This is a genomic window from Amnimonas aquatica, from assembly GCF_002943415.1.
GTDB classification, from domain to species: Bacteria; Pseudomonadota; Gammaproteobacteria; order Pseudomonadales; family Moraxellaceae; genus Perlucidibaca; species Perlucidibaca aquatica_A.
Map to the genome: position 1 here is coordinate 1 of NZ_PTQZ01000208.1, position 3,097 is coordinate 3,097.

The 3,097-nt window shown below is 70.0% G+C and carries 4 protein-coding genes; 2 read left to right on the plus strand and 2 right to left on the minus strand.

The genetic code is table 11. From position 1 onward, the window contains the following. Positions 1-35 precede the first annotated feature (35 nt). Positions 36-1,355, minus strand: a complete 1,320-nt coding sequence (locus C5O18_RS07925; protein ID WP_158249303.1) for a YihY family inner membrane protein — start codon at positions 1,353-1,355, stop codon at positions 36-38. Positions 1,356-1,467: 112 nt separating this feature from the next. Here C5O18_RS07925 and wrbA point away from each other — a divergent pair, with 112 nt between their 5' ends. Together wrbA and C5O18_RS07935 are read left to right on the plus strand one after the other, a co-directional pair. Further along, positions 1,468-2,067, plus strand: coding sequence for an NAD(P)H:quinone oxidoreductase (gene wrbA, locus C5O18_RS07930; protein ID WP_105192968.1), 600 nt, complete (start codon positions 1,468-1,470; stop codon positions 2,065-2,067). Between the two features lie 31 nt (positions 2,068-2,098). Further along, a complete protein-coding gene (locus C5O18_RS07935) occupies positions 2,099-2,512 on the plus strand; it encodes a DUF2069 domain-containing protein (protein ID WP_105192978.1) in 414 nt (137 codons plus the stop codon). Between the two features lie 174 nt (positions 2,513-2,686). Here C5O18_RS07935 and C5O18_RS07940 read toward each other — a convergent pair. Then, on the minus strand, positions 2,687-3,097 hold a 411-nt coding region (locus tag C5O18_RS07940), incomplete at its 5' end, for a DUF2057 family protein (RefSeq protein WP_146089287.1).

A 3,097-nucleotide genomic window follows, 5' to 3' on the forward strand; every position in this document is an offset into this window, starting at 1 on the left:
CACCAGCCCGTCGCGGGTCAGGGTCAGCGTCCGGCTCATGCCTGCGGTTCCGCCACAGCGGCCTGCGCCGCCACCTTCACCGGCGGGATCGCTGCCGGCTTCGTGGCCGGACGGTTTTCGCCGCGCCGCTCGACCGCGCCCAGCAGCTCGGCCAGCGGCGTGCGCAGGCCGGCGTCCATGCCCTGCTCCACCGGCGCCAGCAGCGCCGCCAGCGCCGGATGCCAGGGCTCGTCCGGGTAGGCCGCGAGATCATCCGTCGTCGGCAAGGGCCAGGGCAGCTGGCGGTACAGCTCCAGCAGGTCGAGCCGGGTCAGGTCGCGTGCCAGCACCAGGTCGCCTTCGCGCGTCACCCGCACCAGGCGCAGGCGCTGCAGCAGGCGCGAGAAATCGCCCCAGTCCACCTGCTGGCGGCCGACCAGGCGCATGGCTTCGACCTCGCGCACGCCCTCGCCTGCGACCTGACGCTGGTGCAGCAGGGCGAGCAGGCTGAGCAGGGTCAACACCGGGTGGCGGTGACCGGCCTCGACGCTCTCCTGCATCACCAGCCCGCGCGACAGCTCGACCCCGAACAGGATGATCAGCCACGACAGGAAGATCCACAGCAGGAATACCGGGAAGGCGGCGAAGGCGCCGTAGACCAGCTCGTAGGAGCTGAAGCCGGACACGAACAGGCCGAAGGCGCGCTTGGCGAGCTCGAACAGGCCGGCGGCCACGAAGCCGCTGATCAGGCCGGCGCGCAGCGGCACGCGGCAGTTCGGCACCGTGGTGTAGAGCAGCGTGAAACCGAGCGCGGTGAACAGCATGGGCACCAGGCCCAGGCCCGGCGCCACCGCGCCCACGAGGTCGGCGGTGTCGCTGAACACGCGCAGCGACATGAGGTAGGACGAGAGCAGGAAGCCGGCGCCGAGCAGCAGCGGCCCCAGGCTGATCACCGCCCAGTAGCGCAGGAAGCTGATGAAGCCGCCGCGCGGCGCGCGCACCTGCCAGATGTCGTTGAAAGCACGCTCGATGTTCATGAGCATCATGATCGCCGTCACGAACAGCACGATGATGCCGACCACGGTGAGCTGGCTGGCCTTCTGCGAGAACTCGGCGATGTGCGTCTGCACGGCGGTGCCGGCGCTGGGCACCAGGTTCTCGAAAATGAAGTTCTGGATCTCGCCGCTGACATGCTGCAGCGAGGGGATGGCGGCGAGCAGGGTGAACACCACGGTCATCACCGGCACCACCGCGAACAGCGTGGTGTAGGTCAGCGCCGCCGCATGCTGGCGGCAGTCATCGCGCAGAAAGTGCTGCACGGTCAGCCGCAGGACATGGACGCCGTTGCGCAAACGCTGCCCGAATGATCGCTTCATGCGCCCTCCCCTGATGCCCGTATGTCCCGGTCCTGAATGCCCGCGCCGCGATACCCGCGACCGGACGGTTCGCGCTAGTATTCCCGGCTCATGCGGGACTGTCGAGGCGGCCATGCCGGAACCCTACGTACTCATCCTCTACTACAGCCGCCACGGCGCCACGCGCGAGATGGCGCGCCAGGTGGCGCGCGGCGTCGAGGCCGCCGGCCTGGGCGCGCGCCTGCGCACGGTGCCGGCGGTGTCGGCCGACCACGAGGCGGTGGCGCCGGACATCCCCGACGACGGCGACCTCTACGCCACGCTCGACGACCTCGCCGGCTGTGCCGGACTGGTGCTGGGCAGCCCGACCCGCTTCGGCAACATGGCGGCACCGCTGAAATACTTCCTCGATGGCACCAGTGGCCTGTGGCTGAACGGCGCGCTGATCGACAAGCCGGCGGCCGCCTTCACCTCCACCGGCTCGCTGCACGGCGGCCAGGAAAGCACGTTGCTGACCATGCTGCTGCCGCTGCTGCACCACGGCATGGTGGTGGTCGGCCTGCCCTATTCGGAGCCCGATCTGCTGCACACCGGCAGCGGCGGCACGCCCTACGGCGCCTCGCACTGGGCCGGCGGCGACGGTGCCCGCGCCGTCACCCCGGAAGAAGCCCGGCTGTGCCAGGCCCTCGGCCGGCGCGTGGCGACCTGGGCCGCCCGCGCCGCGACACGCTGACCTCCATCAACCACACCGGAAAGCAATCACCATGACCAGCCCCGAACCCCGCGACCCCGCCGCCGACACCCGCGCGCTGCGCCTGCGCGCCGAAAACCTGCTCACCGCCTGCCGCGGCCTGTGGGCCGGCGTGCTCGCCTGGCAGGCGGTGCAATCGGTGGTGATGGCGCCGAAGGGCCTGCCCTGGGAGCAGGTGGTGGCGTTCTGGGCCTTCTACAGCCTGCCGCTGCTGCTGTTCTTCCCCGCCGTGCGCGACGGCCAGTTCCGCCACATGCTGTGGATGACCATCGTCACCGCGTTCTACGGGCTGTTCACCGTCGTCGGCATCGTCGCCTCGGGCAAGGTCGGCGACCTGTCGCTGATCGAGGCGGGGCTGATCCTGCTGCTGCTGGGCGTGAGCCTGGCCTACCTGCAGGTGAAGCGGCGCCTGGACAGCGGCAAGTAAGCGCCGCCCGGCACGCTGTATCGCGAAAGCTGCCGGAAAAGAACAAGGCACCTGGAAAACACGCCGTGAACCCGTCCATGGGGGCTCGCAAACGCCATCCATGGCGTTTGACGGTTTTCCAGGTGCCTTGTTCTTTTCCGGCAGCGTTGTACGCCCAGTGAAGCCGGGCGGCGCTTACTTGCCGCCGGCCTCAGGCTTCAGCGTCCACTGCTGGAAGCGCACGCGCTCTTCCGGCGAAGCACGCAGCCAGATATCGCGCAGCAGGTCGTAGTGCACGCTGCTGGTCGGCGCCAGCGCCGGACGCGTGGCGGTACCGGCCACCGGGGCTTCGACCGGCGCGGTGGCACGCACGGCCTGCTGGGTTTCCTCGGTCTGGAAGGCGCGGCTGATGGTGTCCAGCAGCGAGGCCTCGGCCACCGAGCGGATGAGCTGTGCCTGGTGACGCTCGCCACGGCTGCTGACCAGGGTCAGCTCGGGGCTCTTGGCGAAGACGCGCGCGGCTTCCACGGTCTTGGGCACCGGGAACTCGACATGGTAGGTCTCGCCGGCGCTGGCGATGAAGCGCACCGCCAGCGGGCGCGAACG

Excerpts from the sequence above, each read along its gene's own strand:
- C5O18_RS07925 (WP_158249303.1), bottom strand. The coding sequence starts at position 1,355 with ATGAAGCGATCATTCGGGCAGCGTTTGCGCAACGGCGTCCATGTCCTG.
- wrbA (WP_105192968.1), top strand. The coding sequence starts at position 1,468 with ATGCCGGAACCCTACGTACTCATCCTCTACTACAGCCGCCACGGCGCC.
- C5O18_RS07935 (WP_105192978.1), top strand. The coding sequence starts at position 2,099 with ATGACCAGCCCCGAACCCCGCGACCCCGCCGCCGACACCCGCGCGCTG.